Genomic DNA, 19,751 nt, shown 5'->3' on the forward strand with positions numbered 1-19,751 from the left:
AGCACTGTAACCAGCAGTAGCAGCCAATAAAGGGGTAAATGTAACGATAAAAAACGAAGCGTTAATGCGTCCCTACTCGGGTGGCTACTTGGGTGTCCGCTTGGGGGTCCACTTGGGTATCCGCTTGGGTGTCCACTTGGGGCGCTGCTTTGGGGGGGTACTGGGCGGCTACTCGGCGGCACCGCCGCGCATCCACGCATTCCCGCGCCGCATGCAGGCGGCAAAAAATAATCGCTTGAAGCCAACTGGCGACGACTCTGTAATAGAACCGCGATGCCCCCTGTGCCGGGGCGCAGCAGCCGACCGAAGAGGCTCCCCATGCAAGCGCCGCTTGCTTCGTCTACCCGCGATGTTTTCTCCGATCCTTCCCATGACCCTTCCTACTTATGGCTGCTGGTGCTTGCCGGCGGCATCATCATGGGGCTGGCCCTGGGCGTGCGCCATGTGCAGGGCCTGTTCCTGCTGCCGGTCTCGATGGACCGGGGCTGGAACCGCGACACGTTCGCGATGGCGCTGGCCGTGCAAAACCTGACGTGGGGCATCGCGCAGCCGTTTACCGGCATGGTGGCCGACCGCTATGGGTCCGCCAAGGTCATTGCCGCCGGGCTGGTGTTCTACGCGCTGGGCCTGCTTGGCATGGCGCACGCCGCCACGCCCCTGGCCTTCATGCTGAGCGCCGGCGTGTGCATCGGCATCGCGCTGTCCGGCACCGCGTTCGCCGCGGTCTATGGCGCCCTAAGCCGGCTGGTGCCGCCCGAGCGTCGGGGGTGGGCATTGGGAGTGGCCGGGGCCGTGGGCGGCCTTGGGCAATTTGCGATGGTGCCCGCCGCGCAGTGGTTGATCGGCGGCTGGGGCTGGGTTGGCGCGTTGTTGGTGTTCTCGGTGCTGCTGGCCTTGTTGCTGCCCCTGGCGCGACCGCTGCGCGAACCGGCCGGCGCCACGCGGGACGCCGGCGCGCCGGACGCCGCTTTGTCGCTGCGCGCGGCCATCGGCGAAGCCTTCACCCGGCCGGGCTTCTGGTTATTGAACCTGGGGTTTCTGGCGTGTGGCTTCCAGTTGGCGTTCATCGGCACGCACTTGCCCGCGTACCTGATGGACAAGGGCCTGCGCGCGGCCGACGCGGTGGCCGCGCTGGCCATCATCGCCTTGACCAATGTGATGGGCACCTATGTCTGCGGCGTGCTCGGCGCGCGGCATCGCCGCAAATATCTGCTGGCCGGCATCTACCTGCTGCGCACGGCCGCCATCGCCCTGTTTCTGTTGCTGCCCCTGTCCACATGGACCGTCTACGCGTTCGCCGCGATCATGGGCTTTGTGTGGCTGGGCACGGTGCCACTGACCAATGGTCTGATCTCGCAGGTGTTCGGCGTGCGCTACATCACCACCCTGTTCGGCTTCGTGTTCTTCGGCCATCAGCTGGGGTCGTTTCTGGGCGTGTGGCTGGGCGGCGTGGTGTTCGAGGCGACGCGGTCCTACGACTTGATCTGGCTGGGCGCGATGGCGCTGGGCGTATTGTCGGCGCTACTGCATTGGCCCATCGACGACCGCCAGATCCTGCGCGCGCACGCTAGACCGGCCGATGCTGCGTGCCCGCGCCCATCGTGATGTGCAACATCCGACAGGGTTCCATCACCTTCACGGTGTGCCACGCGCCCTTCGGTATGACATAGGCGTCATCGGCCACGTCCTTGTAGCGGGGCGGGGCAGGAAGACAAGGTAGTGCAAAACAGCGTTGATCGGCCATGGTAGCGAGCTGGGCCAGATCTGGCTCGATCAGGCCAAATCTGACCCGCTGCAACGCGTTGATCTATAAGCCTTTATTTTCCAGCGAGCCAGTTCTGGCCCGTATCGACCCTGAAAACTCGGAAAACCAGGGATAGCGCGCGGGTAGCGGCGCCTTGTGTTTATCGTAAATGCCTCGCAAGGCATTGATTCCATGGCGAAGTTTTTTTTATTTCACGTCCTGGCATGGATGTTGCATTAGTCCCTCGTAGCGCTTCCCCCGGGAGGCATCCGGCCACCACGGCCACCCACTACGACGACTTAGGAATCGACATGCCTACTCCCGCCTATATCAGCATTTCCGGCAAAACCCAGGGCAACATCACCGAAGGCGCCTTCACCGCGGATTCGGTCGGCAACGTGTACGTCGAAGGCCACGAAGACCAGATCCTGGTCCAGGAAATCGAACACCGCGTCAACACCCCGACCGACCCGCAAAGCGGTCAGCCCTCGGGCCAGCGCGTGCACAAGCCCTTCATCTTCACCAGCGCGCTGAACAAGGCCACGCCCTTGCTGTACCACGCGCTGGCCTCGGGCGAAATGCTGCCCGAAGTGGAAGTGAAGTGGTATCGCACGTCCATCGACGGCAAGCAGGAACACTTCTTCACGACGGCACTGGAAGACGCCACCATCGTGGACATCACCAGCGTGCTGCCGCACGCGCAGGATCCCAGCAAATCGGACTTCACGCAGTTGATCAAGGTGGCCATGGCCTACCGCAAGATCACGTGGACGCACGAAATTGCCGGCACTGAAGCGTCGGACGACTGGCGCAAACCGCTGGAAAGCTAAGCAGGTCGCCGCGATGGCGCATCGGCGCATCGGCGCATCGGCGCATCGGTGCATCGGTGCATCGGTGCGTCGGTGCGTCATCGCGGCTTGGTTTCACCGAAGGCGCGTCGCGCCTTTTTCTCGTCATCGCGTAGCGTTTATCATGTCGCCCAACAGTAACCATCACGGGAAAGGCGATGAGCCAGGGGTTCGAAGGCGTCCGGCCCGCGTCGGAATCGTCCATCGAGATCGGCTTTTTTTATAACGGCCGGCATTGCGTGGAACGCATCCGCGTCAAGCCCACGGCCGCCAATCTGAAACGCGCCGCCGACCGGCGCGCCGCCATCATCGAAGCCATTGCGCGCGGCGATTTCGATTACGCCGCTGAATTCCCCAAACGCGCCACGCCGCCCAAGCCAACACAGGGTTCCGCATGACAAGCAACACGCAGTTGGAAGTCAATGACCTGACGCCGCAGGCGTTCACGCCTTATGGCTGGATGCTGGGCAAGCCGATTCCGGATGGCAACGGCGTGCCGCTGTTCTCGAACGCCGCCACGGACTTCTGGCAGGAACACGTGTTCAACACGGGCGCGGGGGGCGACGCCGAAGTGCTGTGGGTGAATTACCGCAGCCGCGCGACCGACATCGCCAGCCTGGAAAAGCACCTGCTGACGCAGCAGGCCATCGTGCCGCTGACCGGCACGATCATTCAGGTGGTGGCCAGCAGCAATGCCGACGGCAGCCCCGACCTGACGACGCTGGCCGCTTTTCGCGTGCCGCAAGGGCAGGGCATCTGCATGCGGCCCGGCTGCTGGCATGCAACGCGCGTGATCGGCGCCGAGGTGACCTGCCTGATGCTGACGCGCAGGTCCACCACGCTGGACCTGATCCAGCACCTGACCACCGAAGCACGCGCGTCAGAAAGCGCCATCGCGTCGATTGCCACGCATCAGCTGGAAGGCGTGGCGGAACGCGAACAGGCGGTGGATGCCTGAGCGCTGACGGTCGGCAGGCCCGCCCGACCCGCGCGGCCCGACCCGCGCGGCCCGACCCGCGCGGCCCGACCTGCGCGGCCCGGCCTGCGCGGCGCGACGCTGACTCAATCGGCCTCGCCGCACGCTACGCCCAGCCGCTTGAACAGCGGCCATTTGTTGCGATAGCCGTCCGACCAGATCATCGACGCATAAGCCGCGAAGGGCGCGGCCACGGTCTGTACCGAGACCTGCTCGGCGGCGGCATCGTCCTTGGGGCAAAAGGGCTGGCCCACGGTCGGGTATAAGTCGCCTTCCCATATCGCGTGGCCGCAATGCTCGCAAAAATTGGTCCACTGACCCTGGCCATCGGCGTCCGGCCGCAGCGCCGGGGCCGCCTGGTGCAAGCGCGCAGCCACGTCCGCCGCCAATATTCCCACTTGCGAGATCAGCGCCGGGCCGGGTACGCGTTGCCAGGTCGGCGGGCTGAACAGCCAGTCGTGGAACGCGCCCGGGTCCAGGCCCCGGCTGTCGCCATCGTCGTCCCACTCGATCTCGGCTTCGGTGCTTTCGTGCCCCGGCGGCAACGCCAGCGCGTAAACCGGGGTGGCGTGCCGGCAGTGGCGGCAGGCGTGCGTTGCCCGCAGAACGAAGTACGACGATGCGCGCAGGTTGGCGTCAATGGTCAAGGGCGCGTCGGGGGGTGTCGGGGTGGTGGGCATGCAAGCGAGGGTTGTTGCGGTGTGGGTGGGGTATGGCCGCGGTGTGGCTGCGGTTGGCCGAGCCTTCTTGATTGACGGGAAATATGCCAGAATCCCCCGGGAATTGCAGTCCTTGCCCGCGACGCTGCCGCCAACAGGGCGTTGCCAACATCAGAATGTGTTGGAGCAAATGTATGCATGATCGCCAGAGTAGCACCGGCTTGTCGTCCCCCGCCCGGCACCCCGTTTGGGGCGGGCTTGCCATCTTGATGCTGGCCGCTGGCGTAGCCGGATGCAGCTTCACGTCTCCGGACGAGGCAACGGGCTCGCAATCCGTGGGCATTCACGGCGTTACCGCGCAGCAGGCGCGCAGCATCGCCAGCGAAGCGTATCTGTACGGCACGCCCATGGTCGCCAGCTACCAGACCATGTACGCCTTCAACCTGGACAAGGCCAACCCCCAGTACAAGGGCCCGCCCAACACCATCACCAACATCGCGCGCGTCTTCACGCCCGAAGACACCGCGTTCGTCACGCCGAATTCCGATACGCCGTACTCCTTCGCGATGCTGGACCTGCGCGCCGAACCCGTGGTCATCAGCGTGCCGCCCATGGAAAAGCGGCGCTACTTCGTGCTGCAATTGATGGACCTGTACACCTATAACTTCGCCTATATCGGCAGCCGCGAAACCGGCAACGGCGGCGGCAACTTCCTGGTGGCGGGGCCGCGCTGGAAGGGCAAGGCGCCCAAGGGCATCACGCGGGTCATCAAGTCAGAAACCGAACTGGTCAATCTGGTGGGCCGCACGCAGCTTTTCAACCCGGCCGACCTGGACAACGTCAAACGCATCCAGGCGCGCTACAAGGTGCAGCCGCTGTCCGCGTACACACGCACCGCGCCGCCGCCCGCACCCGCGCCCATCGACTGGATTGCCCCCGTGCCGCCGCACGAAATGCGCACGTCGCTTGAGTTCTATAACCAACTGGCCTTCCTGCTTCAGTTTGCCCCCACGCACCCCACCGAAAAATGGTTGCGCGAACGCCTGGCAAGCATCGGCATCAAGCCGGGCCAGCCGTATCCGGTGGACAAGCTGGACCCGCGCCTGCGGCGTGCGCTGCAAGAAGGGATGCACACCGCGCAGAACGACATCGACAAGAACCGCGCCGCGCTGGCCGGCAAGACCGATACGCTGTTTGGCGATCGCGCCAAGCTCAAGAACGATTACCTGTCGCGCGCCACCGGCACGCAGATCGGCATCGGCGCCAATAGCCGCGAAGAAGCGCTGTACCCGGTGCTTGAAAAAGATAGCCGTGGGCAAGAGCTGGACGGCCGATACGCCTACACCATGCGTTTTGCGCCGCGTAGCCTGCCGCCCGTCAACGCGTTCTGGTCCATGACCCTGTATCGCTTGCCCGAGCAACTGCTGGCGCCCAACCCGCTGGGCCGCTACCTGATCAATTCCCCCATGCTGCCGTCGCTGAAAAAAGACGCCGACGGTGGCGTCACCCTACACATCCAGGCGCAGTCGCCGGGCAAGAGCCGTGAATCAAACTGGCTGCCGGCGCCCGATGGCCCGTTCATGGTGACGATGCGCTATTACTGGCCCAAGCCGGCGCTGCTGGAGGGCAAGTGGGTCACGCCGGAAATCGAACGCGTGGCGCGCTAGCGGCATGAAGCGCAACTTCAATATTCACGATCTGCGCATCTTCTATACGGTCGTCATGACCGGGTCGACGCGCCAGGCCGCCCAGGTCATGAGCCTGACGCAGCCCGCGATCAGCCACGCGGTGTCGCGGCTGGAAAGCGCCACGGGCGTGCAGTTGTTCGACCGTTCCCACAAGACCTTGCGCCCCACGGAAGCGGGGCGGTACCTGTACACGGAAGCCAAGCTGGTGCTGGATGAGCTGGTGCGGATCGACGAGGCCCTGCACAGCATCGAAAAGTTTGGCGGGCGCGGCTTGCGCGTGGCCTCATCGCCCGCGCTGGCGTTGGTGTATGCACCGCAGGCGGTCAAACGCTACCTGGACGTGCACGGCACGCGGCCTTTTTCGATCGACGTGGAATCCTCGGTGCAGGTGATCAGCGCCGTGGAAACCATGCGGGCCGACTTCGGGCTGGGCGCGGTGGGCCGCGACAGTTCGCGCGTGAACTTCACCACGTTCGTGCGCACCGATGTCATGGCCATCGTCCACCGCGACCACCCTATGGCGCGGCGCGACGTGGTCGCGGTGTCCGACATACCGCCGGAGTCCTTCGTCAAGCCGCTGTGGTCCGATTACGTGGTGGCGCAGGGCGACGTCACCGATTCCGACGCACTGGATTCCGGCATGCAGGCGCACATGACGCTGGTGCCGGGCACGGTGCGCGCGGTCAAGGGCATCAGCCTGGTCAATGCGCTGTCGGCGTCGGACATTGTGTCGGTCTACCCGGATCTGGTCGCGCTGCCGCTGGCGTCGCGGCAGTGGTTTGAGTTCGTATTGATCACCCGCCGCGACGCGCAGAACCACGAACTTGCCGAGCGCCTGTTGGGTGCGCTGCACGCCACTGCCCAGGCGCGGCGCAGCGGGGTGTTCGCGGATACGATCCAGCTGGTCGCGTAACGAACCGCCCCGCTTATTCAATCCGCTGGCGGTTGCCACGGCAAGGACTGCAAGTCGCCGTCGATGCTGATGGCCTGCCCGCTGACCATGGCGCCGAACGGGCTGGCCAGAAACAACGCCATGTTTGCGATATCGGCGGCGCGCACGAACTGGCGCAGGCTGACGCCGGACAATTCCAGCTTGGTCTCTTCCTCTATCGTCAGGCCCATCGCGCTGGCGCGCGCGGCGATCACGCGGTCGATGCGCGGGCCGGCCACCAGTCCGGGCAGTAGCGCATTGACGCGGATGCCGTAACTGCCCAGCTCCACCGCCAGCGACCGCGTCAACCCCACCACGCCCCATTTGGACGCGGCGTAGGGCGTGCGCAAGGGCAGCCCGATGCGCCCCGCCACCGAACTGATGTTGATGATGGAGCCGCCGCCTGCCTGGCGCAGCGCGGGCACGGCGTGCCGCACGGTATGGAATTGCGACGCCAGGTTGATGTCCAGCGTGGCGGCCAGGTCATCCGGCTGGATGTCGGTGATGCCGGCCGTGGGCCCGGCGATGCCCGCGTTGTTCACCAGCACGTCCAGGCCACCCAGATGCGCCAGCGCGGTCTCCATGTAGCGGTCGATGTCTTCACGCACGCGCACATCGGCGCGGCTGTGGGCATGGCGGCATTCGAACAGCGCGCCTTCGTCCACGTCGCACACGTGCACCCGCGCGCCGCGTTCGGCAAAGGCGTCGGCCAGCGCCGCGCCGATGCCCGCCGCGCCGGCGGTAACGATGACGCGGCGGCCGCTCAGGTCCACGGGCAGGGCGGTCAAGTCTTGCGGGTTCATGCGGTTTCCTTGGAAGGCGTTATGGGTTTGCGCGAATGCGTCATTGCGTCATCGGATCATTGCGTCATCAGCCTGCACTTGGATTCCTTCGGCGAGGTATAGATCTCGTCACCCGGAATTTTCGCGACCAGTTTGTAATAGTCCCAAGGTCCCTTGGATTCGGCGGGTTTTTTCACCTGCATCAAATACATGTCGTGCACCAGCAGGCCGTCGGCGCGCACCGTCGCGTTCTTTACGAAGAAGTCGTTTACCGGATTGCTCTTGACCCACTTCATGATGGCTTCGCCGTCCGTGGTGCCGGTGGCTTTCACCGCATTCAGGTAGGTGGTGGTGACCGAGTAGTCGCCCGCTTGCAGCATCGACGGCTTCTTCTTCATGCGCTCTTCAAAGCGCGCGGCCCATTTGCGCGACGCATCGTCCTGGTCCCAGTACCAGGCGGTGGTCAGGTACATGTCTTGCCCAGCCGCCAGGCCCAGCGCGTGGATGTCGGTGATCAGCACCAGCAGGCCGGCAATTTTCATCTTCGGCGTCAGCCCGAATTCGGCGGCGGCCTTGACGGCGTTGCTGGTGTCCGCGGCGGAATTGGCCAGGCCCAGCACCGTGGCGCCCGACGCCTGCGCCTGCAAGATGTAGGACGAGAAGTCGGACGTGTTCAGCGGATGGCGCACGCGGCCCTTTACCTGGCCGCCGTTCGCCTGCACCACGGCCGACGCATCGCGTTCCAGCGCGTGGCCAAAGGCGTGGTCCACCGTCAGGAAGTACCAGTCCTTGTTGCCTTCTTTAAGCATCGCGCGCGCCGTGCCGCGCGACAGCGACACCGTGTCGTAAACGTAGTGCACCGTGTACGGCGTGCATTGCGCATTGGTCAATTCCGAGGCGCCCGCGCTAACCACGAAAAACGGCGTCTTCTTTTCTTCGGCCACCTTCGCCATGGCCAGCGCGGCGGCGGAATTGGCGCCGGCGATCAGCATGTTCACGCCTTTCTGATCCAGCCATTCGCGCGCGCGGGAAGACGCGATGTCGGCCCGGTTTTGATGGTCGGCCACCAGCACTTCGATTTTCTTGCCGGCGATTTCGCCGCCCATGTCCGCCACCGCCATCTTGATGGCTTCGGCCCCGCCCGGGCCGTCGGCATCGGCCGACAGGCCCGACATGTCGGTGATGAAGCCGATGCGGATCACGTTGTCGTCGGCCATGGCTGTGCCGCCAAAGGCCAGCAGTGCCGAGGCTACCGCCGCGTTCAAGGTCTTGTTCATGATTTGTCTCCCGCCTGGGGTGTTGGTTTGGATGCCGTGCCGTCGTCAGAACGCGACGTTGTTCCGGCCCTTCAGTTGCAGAATCTGGCGCGCCTCGTCGGGTGTTGCGATGGTTAGCGACAGGTCTTCAAGAATGCGGCGGATGCGGCGCACCTGGTCGGCGTTGGAATGCGCCAGTTCGCCGGGTCCGTCCCACAGCGAATCTTCCAGCCCCACGCGCACAAAGCCGCCCATCGTGGCGGCCATGGTGGCCAGCGGCGCCTGCTTGCGCCCGGCCGCCAGCACCGACCAGCGGTAGTCATCGCCGAACAGCCGGTCTGCCGTGCGGCGCATCATCATCACGTCTTCAGGGTGCGTGCCGATGCCGCCGCGTATGCCGAACACCGACTGGATCAGAAACGGCGGTTTCAGCAAGCCCTTGTCCACGAAATGCGCCGCCGTGTACAGATGCCCGATGTCATAGCACTCGATTTCAAAGCGCGTGCCGTTGTCGTTGCAGGACGTCAGGATGTGCTCGATATCCTTGAACGTGTTCTTGAAGACCAGGTCGTTGCTGCCTTCCAGATACGGGCGTTCCCAGTCGTGCTTGAAGTCCTTGAAGCGCTCCAGCAGTTCGTACATGCCGAAGTTCATCGACCCCATGTTCAGCGACGCCACCTCGGGCTTGAAGCGCGTGGCCGGCAGCATGCGTTCGCTGACGGGCAGCACGGGCGACCCGCCGGTGGTGATGTTGATGACGACATCGCTGCCCGCCTTGATGCGTGGCAGAAATTGCGCGTACAGGTCCGGGTCCTGAGTGGGCCTGCCGGTTTGCGGGTCGCGGGCATGCAGGTGCACGATGGCCGCGCCCGCCTGGGCGGCGTCCAGCGCGGCCTGCGCGATCTCGTCGGGCGTCACGGGCAGATAGGGCGACATGGACGGCGTGTGCACCGAGCCGGTAATGGCGCACGTGATGATCACGTTGCTCTTGGATTTTTTCATGGGCCTTGGACGTTTGATGTTTTATCGTGGCCCCGGCTGTCTCCTCCGGGTGCGGCCCATTCTGTCGCAGGCGTCCGGCCTTGTCACCTGAACAGAAATTATCAACTGATAGGGTTTCCGGTGCTGCGGCGCAGCGTGATCTGGCGTCATCCACGCGGACGGGCGCGGCCCCCCTGAAATACAATCTGCCGCTATGTCCCGCCGCCCACCCGCCGACCCCCAAGTTTCTGGCCCTGCCGGCCCGCGCTACGTTCTTGCCGTGGATCTGGGCGGTACCCGCTTCCGGGCCGCGCTGGTTGACGAGGCGGGCGGCATCGCGCACGCCTGTGCCATCGACAGCCCGGCGGGCACCGACCTGCATCCCGGCTGGGACGAGATCGATGCCGACGAGTGGTGGCGCGGCCTGCAAGTGCTGTCCGACACCTTGGCGCGGCAGGCGGGCGCCGACTTTGACGCCATCGCCGCCCTTGCGATCTGCGGCGTCACCCGGACGCAGGTATTCGTGGACGCGCGGGGCGCGCCCGTGCGACCCGCCATCACATGGCGCGACACGCGCACGGCGGGGCAGGTGGCGCAATGGTTGGCCGCGATGCCCACCGATCACCCCGAGGCGGCGCAGATCAACGCGTTCCACCCTTGGGCGCGCGTGGCCTGGCTGCTGCGCGCGGAACCGCGGCACGCCGCGCGCGTACGCGTCGTGCTGGAACCGAAGGACTACCTGAACTTCCGCCTGACCGGCCGGGCCGCCAGCGACACCGTGTCGATGGCGAGACTGGCGGCGGCGGCGCGGGCACACGGTCCACAAGGGGCGGAACACCTGCAAGACCTGCCCGGCGCGCAAGGGGGGCAAGGTGTGGGAGGGGGGCAAGGGCCGCAAGCGGCACAAGCGACACAAGCGACACACGGGCGGCAATCCCCAGCCTTCGATCTGCTGACTGCCGTCGGCGCCGATCCCGGCTGGGTGCCGCCTTTGCTGGACCCCCTTGCCATCGTCGGCCCGGTGCAACCTGGCCTGCCGGGTTCGCTGGCCCGTCTGGCCGGACGCGGCGTGGTCGCCTGCTCGAACGACACCTGGGCCGCCGTGGCCGGGCTGGGTGCGTTGCGGCCTGGCTACGCCTACAACATCTCGGGCACCACCGAAGTCTTTGGCGCGGTGGGCGCCGAGCCCGTGCAGGCCGAGGGCTTGATGACGGTGAACTGGGGCAACGGCAACCACCAGATCGGCGGACCCGGCCAGAACGGTGCCGACACCATCGCCTGGCTGCTGCCCTTGCTGGGCAAAGTGGCCCGGTTTGGCGGCTTGCAGGCCGGCGGCCTGTCCGCCGTCAGCGACGCCATGAACGCCTTGCTTGACGCGCCCCGCGACCCGCAGCCCGCCCTGTTCCTGCCCTACCTTCAAGGCGAGCGCGTGCCTTATTGGGACCCGCGGTTGCGCGGCGCCTTCATCGGCCTGAATCGCCGGCACGGGCCCGGCGACCTGGCATGGGCCGTGCTGGAAGGCGTGGCCTTCTTGAACCGCACGGTGCTGCAACGCGCCGAAGCCGCACTGGGCGCACCCGTAGCCGAAATCCGCTTCGGGGGCGGGGCGGCGTCCAACCCGCACTGGTGCCAGGTCAAGGCAGACATTTGCGAACGCCCCGTCGTGGTCGGGCAGGCAGACCAGCCGGGCGTCATCGGCGCGGCCGCCGCCGCGTGGACCGCGCTTGGCCATTACGACAGCTTCGCGCAGGCCCAGGCCACCCTGGCACGCCCCGCGCACCGCTACGATCCCGACGCTTCCCGACGCAACGCCTATCACCGCCTGTACGCGCAATTTCGCGCCGCCGAAGCCGCCTTGACGCCGGTCTCGCACGCCTTGGCGTCACTGCGCCTGCCGTAAAAACCCTAAGTGCGGCGACGCCGCAAAGCCGCCCTGCCGGGGGCTGCCCAGGTATAAACTGCTACGCCATCAGGGCGCGAACGCCCGGCAGGCGGTGGATACCCCTTGCACTACAACAAACACCAACGCAGCAAGGGTTGAGTCGATGCGCGGCATCCTGGAAAAGTACGGCACGGCAATCGCGGGATTGGTCCTGGTGGGCTTCTTCGCAATTGCCGCCCCTAATTTCGCGGCGCCCAACAACCTGTTGAACATCGCCAAGGAAACCAGCTTCCTGGCCATCATTGCCATCGGCTTCACGCTGGCGCTGGTGACGGCCGAATTGGACTTGTCCGTGGCCGACGTCGCCAGCCTGGCCGCCGTCGTCACGGGCGCGCTGGTGCATACCGGCCAGCCGGTGATCGTTGCGATTGCGGCGGGCCTGGGCGTCGGCCTGCTGTGCGGCCTGGCCAACGGCATCGCCGTGACGCGGCTGCGCGTGCCATCGCTGATCGCCACGCTGGGCATGGCCGCCATGGCGCGCGGCTTCGCCTTCATGCTGACCGACGGCGTGTCCTACGTGGGCCGCTGGCCCGCAGCCTTCACCGACCTGGCCCGCGCCAAGCCTTTCGGCATCCCGGCGCTGGTGCCGTGGATGCTGGGCATCGTGCTGGTCGCGTATTTCCTCATCAAGTGGACGCGCACCGGCGCCCGCATGACGGCCACGGGCGAGGCCGGAGAATCCGCGCGCCTGGCCGGCATCAACATCCGCGCCATGAAAAGCATCGGGCTGGCTTTGTCGGGCCTGTGCGCCGGCATCGCCGCCGTGTTGCTGACCGCCAGCCTGTCGTCCGCCGCGCCCAACATGGCCGGCGACTACTTCCTGTACGCCATCGCCGCCGTGCTGCTGGGCATGACGATGTTCAACCCCGGCCACGCCAACATCGGCGGCACGCTGGTGGCCGCGTTGATCCTGAAGGTGCTGGGCAACGGTCTGGTGCTGATGGGGGCGCCATATTACGTGCAGGACATCGTGCTGGGATTCATCATGATTGCATCCGTCGCGGTGTCGTCGGCCGTGCTGAAGAAAGCGGCTTTCAAATTCTGATCCGAAGGGGAAACCACCATGAAGACATTGATCAAGCGCACGTTGCTGGCGGGCGCCTTCGCCGCGCAAGCGCTGGCCGCCAGCGCCGCCCACGCCTTTGACGTGGGCATCGTTGCGTTCCAGATGTCGTCCGAGACGCACGCCCGCGTGGCGAACGCTGCCGCCCAGGCCGCGCGCGCCAAGGGCTGGACCGTCACGCAACTGAACGCCGAGGGCTCCTTGCCCAAGCTGGCCGAACAGCTGGACACGCTGGTCAACAAGAAGGTCGATGCCATCGTCGTGGCGATGGGAAAGCCGGTGGAAACCGACGCGCAGTTGCAGGCCGCCAAGGAAAAGGGCATCCCGGTGGTGGGCGTGATGTCCGGCGCCAGCCCGCACATGCTGTTCGACGTGGAAGTCAACGAATACGCCACGGGCGCGCAGTCGGTCCTGTACCTGCTGGGCAAGATGGGCTATCAGGGCAACATCCTGTCGGCGCGCTTTGACGGCAATTCGGGCACGCGCATTCGCGGCAAGATGCTGGACGCGGTGCTGACGGAGAACACCGCCGTCAAGGACCTGGCCAAGTTCAGCATGGCCCGCACGCAAAGCTGGCGCGACGACGTGCGCAACGGCATGCAGGCGCTGTTCCTGCGCCATCAAGGGCAGTTCAAGGGCGTGTGGGCATCGTTCGACGGGCAAGCCTATGTCATCGACGACCTGCTGCAATCGCAAGGCATGAAGAAGGGCGACATTACGCTGGTATCGGTAGACGGCGGCCCTGAAACCTATCGCCGCATTGCCGACCCCAACAGCTTGATCACCGCCACGATGATGATTCCGTTCGAGCAACTGGGCACCAGCGCCATCGAATCCATCGACCGCATCGTCGTCAAGAAAGAGCCCAAGGAAACGGTGGCCTCGGGGCCGTACCTGTTCATGGATTCGGTGTTGGTCGATGCCTCCAACGTGCAGAAGTTCTTGCAGCCGGGGGCCAAGTGAATGGGGTAGGAGCATGACGCCAGTGACTCCCATGACGCCCGCGACGCCCATGCCCCCCGTGGCGCCCATGACCGCCGCCTTGTCGCTACGCCAGATCCGCAAATCGTACGGTGCGGTCGAGGCCCTGAAAGGCGTCGACCTGGACGTGCCCGAAGGCAAGGTCATGGCCATTTGCGGCGACAACGGCGCGGGCAAATCCACGCTGATCCGCATCATCTCGGGCGCGCAGGAGCCCACCGGCGGCGAGCTCAGCCTGAACGGCCGCGCCGTCGCCTTCCGTTCGCCGCATGACGCGCTGGTCCAGGGCATTGCCACCATCTACCAGGACCTGGCCCTGGCGCCGCGCCTGTCCATCTGGGAAAACGTCTTCATGGGTGCCGAGCTGGTCCGCCGCGTCGGCCCCCTGCGCGTGCTGGACAAGCGCCGTATGGCCGAGCAGGCGCGCGGTTACCTCCAGCGCCTGTCGGTGCCCATCGACGACATGGACCGCCCCGTCGAACGCATGTCGGGCGGCCAACGCCAGGCCGTCGCCATCGCCCGCGCCCTGCGCTGGGACGCGCGCGTCGTCATCATGGACGAGCCCACCGCCGCCCTGGGCGTCAAGGAAACCGCTTTGGTCCTGAACCTGGTGCGCAAGCTGCGTGAGGAAGGACGCACGGTCATCCTCATCAGCCACAACATGGCAGACGTCGTCGCCCTGGCAGACCGCGTCGCCATCCTCAAAGGTGGCATCAAGGTAATCGAACGCGATATCGCCGGCCTGGACGCCGACGCCCTGGCGCACCGGGTGATGACGGGTAAAGACTGATTCTGGCGGGCGCGCCAGCATTGACGCCCGATGCATAAAAAAAGCCGCCGCCGGGTCTCCCCTGGCGGCGGCTTTTTATCGTGCAGCGGCGCAGCTTAGTCCTGGCGGCTGGTCACTTCAACCAGGTGATAACCAAACTGCGTCTTCACCGGACCTTGCACCACGCCGACGGGGGCGCTGAACACGACGGTATCGAATTCCTTAACCATCTGGCCCGGGCCAAACGTACCCAGGTTGCCACCGTCACGGCTCGACGGGCAGCTGGAGTTTTCCTTGGCGACTTGAGCGAAGTCAGCGCCGTTTTCAATGGCGGTCTTGAGTTCGTTGCACTTGTCTTCGGTGGAAACGAGGATGTGACGGGCGGAGGCTTGTGCCATGTGGAGGCTCCTTGCGGAATAGATTGGGGAGGGGAGAGTAACGCATTTGGGCGTGCTCACTACGGTGCCATCATAAACTGGCTTTCATGGCGGCCCTGTTGCGGTTATTAACCCGACGTTACGCCAACCATTCCCGAAACGGCCCCAAATCCATCCCGCTGGGCACATACCAAACCTTGCGGGTCTTGTCCCATTGCGCGCCCAGCGCCTTGACCACGTCCCGGTTCGCGTAGGCCACTTTCAAATCCCGGTGGCCCACCGCTTGCACCGGCGCTGCCATGTTTCGGCGTAGCGCCGTGTCCGCGCGTTTTTGCGTGGCGGCCAGTTGCATCTGGTCGATGAACGCGCTGCGGCGGGCGGCGTCCTGCGTTGATATCAAGGTCAGGCGCGATTTGGTTCGTGTTGCCGCCACATAAAACAAGTTCTCTTCTTCGCGGCGTTTGCGCAGCGGGTCGGGGAATGCGTCGGCGTCCATGAAGGGCAGGACGACGTGTTCGAATTCCTTGCCCTTGACGTTGACGATGCAATCCATCTGCACCGTATGCTTGCCGGGCCGCGCGCCGACGAAGGCTTCCGCCGCGCCGATCCATTCCGAGAACTCGCGCAGCGTCTTGGCCGACGCTTTGGCCGATGCGATGAAACCGTTGATGGACCGCGTGACGACCGACGCCTCGTAGGGGTGCACGTACAGGCGCTTGGCCAGCTTTTCCATGTCCATTCCGTCGCGCACGGACTCCAGCGCCAGGTAGGCGGGGGTGTCGGTGGACAACGCGCGCAGGTGTTCCACCGCATCGGTGATGCGGGCGCGGGCGGCGGGGCTGCCGACGCGTTGGATCTGGCCGCTGAAAAAATGCTTCAGCGCGGACGGCTCCTTGGCCAGCGTGGTCTGGGCTTCGCGCAGTTCCTGCGGCGTCAGCGGCACTTCGGCAAAGGTGGTCAGCGCGTCCACGATGGCTTCGCGCGTGGCGGGCGCGCCCACGTGGTGAAAGTCGTCCAGCGCGATGGCCAGCATGCCGCGCAGAAACAGAATTTCTTCGCGCAGCAGGTAGCTCTTCATCGTCAGCGTGCGGTAGGGCAGGCCGGCGTTCATCAAGGCGTTTTCGATTTCGATGGATTGATGCGCATCGCGCAGCAGGACGCAGCATTGGTCCAGCGGTTTGCGGTCCTGCTTCCATTGCAGGATGGCCTTGACCACCTGCTCGCCGCACGCGCCCGGCGTGTCGGCGTACGCGGCTTCATGAATCTCGGTGCGTAGCGGCAGGTTTGAATCCACCGGCTTTTGTTTGAACGCCTCCATCGCGTAGGCCAGGTGCGGGCCATGGCGGTACGTCATCGTCAGCGGGTAGTTTGCGCAATCCGGGAAGCTGGCCCGGATGCGGCTTTGCAGGAAAGATTCGTCCGCGCCCAGGTGTGAATAAATCACCTGGTCTTTATCGCCCACGCCTACAAAATACGTAACGTCCACATTCAGCAGCGCTTCGATAATGCAGAACGACGCTTCGTTGATGTCGTGCAGCTCGTCGCACAACACCAGCTTGTACGGGGCCAGCACGTCGCGCGGGTCGGATGAAGAGCGCAGCAGGCGCGCCAGGTCGTATGTGGCGTCAAAAAAACCCCGAGCGTCCACATAACCGAAAACATCAACGCGCTGCCTTTCGTATTCAACGGCCCACAGATAATCGGTAATCGTCACGCCCGCGCTTTCGGCGATGGACAGCGCGTCCGCCTCGTCATCCGGCGCGATCTGCATCGTGGCTTTCAGCTTCAGCAGGTTATCCAGAAACTGGCTGACGGCCGTGTTGTGCGTACGAATATCCAGCAGCTCGGCATATTGCGGATTATTCGCCGCCACGTTTTCCAACGCGTACAACGCGTAGGCTTGCTGCTCGCGCGTGGACGGCAACACTTCGGGCTTGCCGTCTTCGATCTTGGCCAATACGCGCTGCGCGTACTCTTCAACCGTTTGCACATTGACGCGCCGCGCCGTGTTGTAGGCGATACCGACGTCGACCAAACGGGTTTGCAGCACCTGCCGGGCTTCATCCGTGAAGGTCAGCGCCAGGATGTCTTCGGGCGGCAGGCCGCGCGTCAGCGCTTCGCCGATACGCAGGGCCAGCGTGGTGGTCTTGGCGGCGCCCGCGTTGGCGATGACCAGGCTGGTCCGGCTGCGCGAGGTCTGAATCCGGGACTGTTCCTCAGTGGGAACGAATCCGGACGGGAAGAACTGGGGGGCAGGGGAGTTTGTGGTCATCTAGGCAAAAAAGGCGCGAGCAGAATGTCGCAGCGGAAGCCGCCAGTGTAACGATTCCAAAAATCGGATCCGCAACGCAAATGGCCGGCGGGCGCTTGCGGCGCCTGCCGGCCATTCAGACCCTGACTACAGGGAAGCGAAGGTAGGATGCGGATTTGCCCCGATCAGCGCACCGGCCACCCGTACATCAGGCCGCCGTCACGGTAAGACGCGTTCAGGCCGCGCGACAGTTTCAAGGGGCTGCTGGGCCCCAGGTTCTTCTCGAAGCTCTCGCCGTAGTTGCCGATGTGCTTGATGATGTTGTAGGCCCACTTGTCGTCCACGCCCAAATTCTTGCCCATGCCGGGCGTCACGCCCAGCAGGCGCTGCACGTTGGGGTTGGTGCTTTTCAGCATCTCGTCCACGTTCTTGGACGTAACGCCGTATTCCTCGGCTTCCAGCATGGCGAACATGGTCCAGCGCACGACGTTGAACCATTGCTCGTCGCCCTGGCGCACCATGGGGCCCAACGGTTCTTTCGAGAAGTTCTCGGGCAGGATGTCGTATTGGCCGGGGTTTTCCAGATTGCTGCGCGCCGCCGCCAACTGCGACTTGTCGCCGGTGAACGCGTCGCAGCGGCCAACCGCGAACGCGCGGATGATTTCGTCCAGGCGTTCCACCACCACGGGCTTGAACGCGATGTTTTGCGAACGGAACCAGTCCGCCAGGTTCAGTTCGGTGGTCGTGCCCGGTTGCACGCACACGGTGGCGCCGTCCAGTTCCTTGGCGCTTTTCACGTTCAGGGACTTGTTCACCATGATGCCCTGGCTGTCGTAGTAGTTCACGCCCACGCCGATCAGCCCCAGCGTGGTGTCACGCGTGAGCGACAGCGTGGTGTTGCGCGGCAGCACGTCCACTTCGCCGGATTGCAGCGCGGTAAAACGCTGCACGGCGCTGACGGCCATGATCTTGGATTTGGCGGGGTCGCCAAACATGGTGATGGCCAGTGCGCGGCACAGGTCCACGTCCAGGCCGACCCAGCCGCCCTTGCTGTCATTGACCGAAAAGCCGGCCACGCCGGTCGAGACGCCGCACTGGACAAAGCCCTTGTTCTTGACGCTGTCGAAAGTCACGCCCGCCGTGGCGGCCCAGGACGAAAGAAATAAGGCGGTGCCTGCCGCAACGTGTTTGAGTGCTTTCATGGTGTCTCCGCGCGATGGGCGCATTGGTATTCTGTCGGCCGCTGGCCGAGGTGCGCGGAATGGTAGCCACGCCGCCTGGGCGGGAATATCAGGGAATTCCCGTTAAATCCACTTGGCGGAATTTACGGGGGATAATTCTTGCCGGGGCGACACAGGGGCAACGGATGAACCAAGAAGATCAACCGAAAGAGACGGGCCACGGCGGCCGACCCCGGCCCGGGCCTGGCTTCGTCAAGCAGCAGGTGCAGGGCACGTGGCGTGAACTGATCCGCGTCAACACCAGCGACCGGCGCTGGGAAATGCCGCTGGCCGCCGCGCTGTCTTCCGGCTTGCCACTAATGGTGGGCGCGTATTTTGGCCGCATGGACTATGGCCTGATGTCCAGTTTGGGCGGCATGGTGTTTCTAAGCCTGCCCAATACCTCGCTTGCCCAGCGGATGATGATGTTGCTGGCCGCCTCGTTCGGCATGGTCGCCTGCTACGCCGTCGGTGCGCTGACGCAGTTCTGGCCCACGGCGATGATTGCCGCGCTGACGGTTATTGCCATTCTGGTGAACATGGTGTGCCGCTGCTATCGGCTGGGGCCGCCGGGCAGCCTGTTCTTCATTATGGCCACCGCGATTGCCGCGTATACGCCTGGGCATATTGAAGATGTGCCGTTGCGCGTCGGCATGGTGGCGCTGGGTTGCCTGGTGGCCTGCCTGGTGGCGTTTGCGTATTCCCTGCACATGACGCGCGTGGCGCCGCCTCCGCCCGAGGCAGCGCCGCCCAGACCGACCTTTGATTTTGTTGTGTACGACTCGGTCATCATCGGCCTGTTCGTGGGAATTTCATTGCTGGTCGCTGAACTATTGCAACTGCCACGTCCGTATTGGGTGCCGGTCAGTTGCCTGGCGATTATCCAGGGCGCAAGCCTGTGGGCAGCCTGGAATCGTCAGCTGCATCGGATATTGGGAACGGCGCTGGGTTTGTGCGTGGCGTGGGCGTTGTTGAGCCTGCCGCTGAATGTGTGGACGCTTAGCCTGGTGATGATGGCGCTGTCGTTCGGCATTGAAACGCTGGTGGTCCGCCACTACGCCAGCGCGGTGGCGCTGATTACGCCGCTGACCATATTTCTGGCCGAAGCGCCGCACCTGGGCCAGGGCTATCCGGCCGACGTGATTGAAGCGCGTTTTGTGGATACGGTCATTGGCGCGTTCATCGGGGTGCTGGGCGCGGTGCTGTTGCACAACCAGCGCATCCGGCCGCGATTAAGTCGGTGGATGCGCGCGGTATTGCCGAATCGGGTGAGTTGATGGCGT

18 protein-coding genes are annotated in these 19,751 nt (G+C 64.8%); 11 read left to right on the forward strand and 7 right to left on the reverse strand.

Going from position 1 to position 19,751, the window contains the following annotated elements; all coding sequences use genetic code 11:
- Nucleotides 1-318 precede the first annotated feature (318 nt).
- The 4 genes from V6F88_RS13200 to V6F88_RS13220 all read left to right on the forward strand — a co-directional run bounded on the left by V6F88_RS13200 (nt 319) and on the right by V6F88_RS13220 (nt 3,550).
- Nucleotides 319-1,605 (forward strand): MFS transporter, encoded by a 1,287-nt coding sequence (locus tag V6F88_RS13200; protein WP_442880299.1) that lies wholly within the window; start codon nt 319-321, stop codon nt 1,603-1,605.
- A gap of 450 nt (nt 1,606-2,055) precedes the next feature.
- Nucleotides 2,056-2,574 (forward strand): Hcp family type VI secretion system effector, encoded by a 519-nt coding sequence (locus tag V6F88_RS13210; protein WP_046803329.1) that lies wholly within the window; start codon nt 2,056-2,058, stop codon nt 2,572-2,574.
- Between the two features lie 176 nt (nt 2,575-2,750).
- Nucleotides 2,751-2,990 (forward strand): Arm DNA-binding domain-containing protein, encoded by a 240-nt coding sequence (locus tag V6F88_RS13215; protein WP_332609999.1) that lies wholly within the window; start codon nt 2,751-2,753, stop codon nt 2,988-2,990.
- Entirely contained in the window at nt 2,987-3,550 is a 564-nt protein-coding gene (locus V6F88_RS13220) for an ureidoglycolate lyase (RefSeq protein WP_332610000.1), read from the forward strand. Before V6F88_RS13215 ends, V6F88_RS13220 begins: the two co-directional genes overlap by 4 nt.
- A gap of 104 nt (nt 3,551-3,654) precedes the next feature.
- On the opposite strand, the gene V6F88_RS13225 is transcribed toward V6F88_RS13220, so the two are convergent.
- Complete coding sequence (locus V6F88_RS13225; protein WP_332610001.1) at nt 3,655-4,248, reverse strand: hypothetical protein; 594 nt, start codon at nt 4,246-4,248, stop codon at nt 3,655-3,657.
- A 173-nt stretch (nt 4,249-4,421) separates the two neighbouring features.
- On the opposite strand from V6F88_RS13225, the gene V6F88_RS13230 reads away from it, so the two are divergent.
- A complete protein-coding gene (locus V6F88_RS13230) occupies nt 4,422-5,894 on the forward strand; it encodes a DUF1254 domain-containing protein (RefSeq protein ID WP_332610002.1) in 1,473 nt (490 codons plus the stop codon).
- Between the two features lie 4 nt (nt 5,895-5,898).
- Entirely contained in the window at nt 5,899-6,828 is a 930-nt protein-coding gene (locus V6F88_RS13235; RefSeq protein ID WP_332610003.1) for a LysR family transcriptional regulator, read from the forward strand.
- Between the two features lie 17 nt (nt 6,829-6,845).
- Here the strand turns inward: V6F88_RS13235 and V6F88_RS13240 are convergent, their stop codons facing one another.
- Genes V6F88_RS13240 through V6F88_RS13250 form a run of 3 tightly spaced genes read right to left on the reverse strand, consistent with a single transcriptional unit; the run spans nt 6,846 to nt 9,886 of the window.
- Nucleotides 6,846-7,649: an SDR family oxidoreductase gene (locus tag V6F88_RS13240; RefSeq protein ID WP_332610004.1), complete on the reverse strand. Its 804-nt coding sequence runs from the start codon at nt 7,647-7,649 to the stop codon at nt 6,846-6,848.
- Between the two features lie 56 nt (nt 7,650-7,705).
- Nucleotides 7,706-8,905, reverse strand: coding sequence for an ABC transporter substrate-binding protein (locus V6F88_RS13245; protein WP_332610005.1), 1,200 nt, complete (start codon nt 8,903-8,905; stop codon nt 7,706-7,708).
- 45 nt (nt 8,906-8,950) lie between these two features.
- Nucleotides 8,951-9,886, reverse strand: coding sequence for a 3-keto-5-aminohexanoate cleavage protein (locus tag V6F88_RS13250; protein WP_332610006.1), 936 nt, complete (start codon nt 9,884-9,886; stop codon nt 8,951-8,953).
- A 193-nt stretch (nt 9,887-10,079) separates the two neighbouring features.
- Between V6F88_RS13250 and V6F88_RS13255 the strand changes: the two genes are divergently transcribed.
- From V6F88_RS13255 to V6F88_RS13270, 4 genes are all read left to right on the forward strand, one after another.
- A complete protein-coding gene (locus V6F88_RS13255; protein ID WP_332610007.1) occupies nt 10,080-11,765 on the forward strand; it encodes a xylulokinase in 1,686 nt (561 codons plus the stop codon).
- A gap of 145 nt (nt 11,766-11,910) precedes the next feature.
- Complete coding sequence (locus tag V6F88_RS13260; RefSeq protein WP_332610009.1) at nt 11,911-12,852, forward strand: ABC transporter permease; 942 nt, start codon at nt 11,911-11,913, stop codon at nt 12,850-12,852.
- 18 nt (nt 12,853-12,870) lie between these two features.
- Complete coding sequence (locus V6F88_RS13265; RefSeq protein ID WP_104141760.1) at nt 12,871-13,833, forward strand: sugar ABC transporter substrate-binding protein; 963 nt, start codon at nt 12,871-12,873, stop codon at nt 13,831-13,833.
- Between the two features lie 67 nt (nt 13,834-13,900).
- Nucleotides 13,901-14,641 carry an ATP-binding cassette domain-containing protein gene (locus V6F88_RS13270; protein ID WP_046807261.1) on the forward strand — a complete coding sequence of 247 codons (741 nt, stop codon included), beginning with the start codon at nt 13,901-13,903 and terminating at the stop codon, nt 14,639-14,641.
- Nucleotides 14,642-14,736: 95 nt separating this feature from the next.
- Here the strand turns inward: V6F88_RS13270 and V6F88_RS13275 are convergent, their stop codons facing one another.
- From V6F88_RS13275 to V6F88_RS13285, 3 genes are all read right to left on the reverse strand, one after another.
- A complete protein-coding gene (locus V6F88_RS13275; protein WP_104141761.1) occupies nt 14,737-15,018 on the reverse strand; it encodes a peptidylprolyl isomerase in 282 nt (93 codons plus the stop codon).
- 118 nt (nt 15,019-15,136) lie between these two features.
- The gene (locus V6F88_RS13280) at nt 15,137-17,269 is read right to left on the reverse strand and encodes an ATP-dependent helicase (RefSeq protein ID WP_332610010.1); all 2,133 of its coding nucleotides are present in this window, start codon (nt 17,267-17,269) and stop codon (nt 15,137-15,139) included.
- 164 nt (nt 17,270-17,433) lie between these two features.
- Complete coding sequence (locus tag V6F88_RS13285; protein ID WP_314355445.1) at nt 17,434-18,450, reverse strand: amino acid ABC transporter substrate-binding protein; 1,017 nt, start codon at nt 18,448-18,450, stop codon at nt 17,434-17,436.
- A gap of 164 nt (nt 18,451-18,614) precedes the next feature.
- On the opposite strand from V6F88_RS13285, the gene V6F88_RS13290 reads away from it, so the two are divergent.
- On the forward strand, nt 18,615-19,745 hold the full coding sequence (locus tag V6F88_RS13290) for an FUSC family protein (protein ID WP_332610011.1): 1,131 nt from the start codon (nt 18,615-18,617) through the stop codon (nt 19,743-19,745).
- The last annotated feature ends 6 nt before the right edge of the window (nt 19,746-19,751 follow it).

It is taken from the genome of Achromobacter sp. ESBL13 (genome assembly GCF_036668755.1).
Classification (GTDB): Bacteria; Pseudomonadota; Gammaproteobacteria; order Burkholderiales; family Burkholderiaceae_B; genus Achromobacter.

Coding starts and splice junctions, on each gene's coding strand:
- V6F88_RS13200 (WP_442880299.1), top strand. CDS start 319: ATGCAAGCGCCGCTTGCTTCGTCTACCCGCGATGTTTTCTCCGATCCT.
- V6F88_RS13210 (WP_046803329.1), top strand. CDS start 2,056: ATGCCTACTCCCGCCTATATCAGCATTTCCGGCAAAACCCAGGGCAAC.
- V6F88_RS13215 (WP_332609999.1), top strand. CDS start 2,751: ATGAGCCAGGGGTTCGAAGGCGTCCGGCCCGCGTCGGAATCGTCCATC.
- V6F88_RS13220 (WP_332610000.1), top strand. CDS start 2,987: ATGACAAGCAACACGCAGTTGGAAGTCAATGACCTGACGCCGCAGGCG.
- V6F88_RS13225 (WP_332610001.1), bottom strand. CDS start 4,248: ATGCCCACCACCCCGACACCCCCCGACGCGCCCTTGACCATTGACGCC.
- V6F88_RS13230 (WP_332610002.1), top strand. CDS start 4,422: ATGCATGATCGCCAGAGTAGCACCGGCTTGTCGTCCCCCGCCCGGCAC.
- V6F88_RS13235 (WP_332610003.1), top strand. CDS start 5,899: ATGAAGCGCAACTTCAATATTCACGATCTGCGCATCTTCTATACGGTC.
- V6F88_RS13240 (WP_332610004.1), bottom strand. CDS start 7,649: ATGAACCCGCAAGACTTGACCGCCCTGCCCGTGGACCTGAGCGGCCGC.
- V6F88_RS13245 (WP_332610005.1), bottom strand. CDS start 8,905: ATGAACAAGACCTTGAACGCGGCGGTAGCCTCGGCACTGCTGGCCTTT.
- V6F88_RS13250 (WP_332610006.1), bottom strand. CDS start 9,886: ATGAAAAAATCCAAGAGCAACGTGATCATCACGTGCGCCATTACCGGC.
- V6F88_RS13255 (WP_332610007.1), top strand. CDS start 10,080: ATGTCCCGCCGCCCACCCGCCGACCCCCAAGTTTCTGGCCCTGCCGGC.
- V6F88_RS13260 (WP_332610009.1), top strand. CDS start 11,911: ATGCGCGGCATCCTGGAAAAGTACGGCACGGCAATCGCGGGATTGGTC.
- V6F88_RS13265 (WP_104141760.1), top strand. CDS start 12,871: ATGAAGACATTGATCAAGCGCACGTTGCTGGCGGGCGCCTTCGCCGCG.
- V6F88_RS13270 (WP_046807261.1), top strand. CDS start 13,901: ATGACCGCCGCCTTGTCGCTACGCCAGATCCGCAAATCGTACGGTGCG.
- V6F88_RS13275 (WP_104141761.1), bottom strand. CDS start 15,018: ATGGCACAAGCCTCCGCCCGTCACATCCTCGTTTCCACCGAAGACAAG.
- V6F88_RS13280 (WP_332610010.1), bottom strand. CDS start 17,269: ATGACCACAAACTCCCCTGCCCCCCAGTTCTTCCCGTCCGGATTCGTT.
- V6F88_RS13285 (WP_314355445.1), bottom strand. CDS start 18,450: ATGAAAGCACTCAAACACGTTGCGGCAGGCACCGCCTTATTTCTTTCG.
- V6F88_RS13290 (WP_332610011.1), top strand. CDS start 18,615: ATGAACCAAGAAGATCAACCGAAAGAGACGGGCCACGGCGGCCGACCC.